Source organism: Leucobacter soli, assembly GCF_042659205.1.
GTDB classification, from domain to species: Bacteria; Actinomycetota; Actinomycetes; order Actinomycetales; family Microbacteriaceae; genus Leucobacter; species Leucobacter soli.
Genome location: NZ_JBHSRW010000397.1, coordinates 1 through 1114 on the forward strand (window position 1 = coordinate 1; position 1114 = coordinate 1114).

Sequence of the window (1114 nt, forward strand, 5' to 3'; positions counted from 1 at the left end):
CGCGCTCGCGCCGGGCCTCCCCGGCCGCGCCTCCGGAGGCGAAGTCGGCGATGAGCGGGATCGCGGCGCGGAGGAAGCCGCGCGCGCGCCACGGGACGAGCATCTCGCCCTCGACGATCGTACGCTGCGAACCCACATCCGCGGATAGCACGGGAATGCCGGCGGCGATCGCCTCGAAGGTGGTCAGCGTGAGGCCCTCGTTGAGCGACGGGATCACGAGCAGGTCGCTGTCGGCGTACGTCTGCCCGACCGGCGTCGACTCGTCCCGCAGCTCGACCCGCTTCTCGAGACCGTAGCGCCTGATCAGCGCGTCGACCAGGGGACGGCTCTCGCCGCCGCCGTGCAGGATCGCGCGGTAATCCGCCCCCCGCCGCTGCAGACGGTGCACGAGCTGGAGGAAGAGGTCGGGGCGCTTCTGCCGCGAGAGCCGTCCGACGCAGGCGATCGTGAACGGCACGGCGGCGGGATCCGGGCGCGGTGCCTCCGGGGCGGCACCCCGTGCGGCGAACCCCCGCTCCGCGCCGGCCGTGAGCCGGGCCAGCGGTGCGAGCCCGATCTTCGCGGCGTCGACCCCCTGCACATCGCGCAACCAGTCGACGAGCTGGGGCGAGATCACGTGGTGGTGGTCGATGCCGTCGTCGTACTCGACCGCGCGGCCGGCGAAGCCCCCGCCGAGGTATTCGATCACATGCAGCGAATCGACGACCGGCAGCTCGGGCCGGAGCCGCTTGAGCGCCGGCAGCGCCGCGTAGAGCCAGTCGGAATGGTGGATCACCGCGCCGCGGACGTCGTAACGGCGGAGCAGCGCCTCGAGGAGGTCGGCGTCTCCCGCCACCGGCCGAACCGGCTCCTGCGTCAGCGCGAGGACGAGGGCATCCGCGAGCTCCGGCCGGGTCAGCCAGGGGTGGACGGAGTCGTGATCGGTGACGACGATCGGGAGGAAGCCGAGGCGCCGAGCGATGCCGATGGTCTCGACCGCCCAGCGCTCCGCTCCGCTCGGCTGCAGCCAGTGCAGGCCGAAGAGGATCGCCGGAGGTCCGTCCGCAGCAGGGGCGGCGGGGGCCGGGACCGTGCCGGTCGCGGCGTCGGCGGAACCGAATCGCGCGCGCGGGAG

General features: G+C 73.7%; 1 protein-coding gene. It reads right to left on the reverse strand.

What is annotated here, in order from left to right; genetic code table 11:
- Positions 1–1114, reverse strand: a 1114-nt coding sequence (locus tag ACFPZL_RS13505; protein ID WP_382335897.1) for a glycosyltransferase, incomplete at both ends; no start/stop codon positions are given.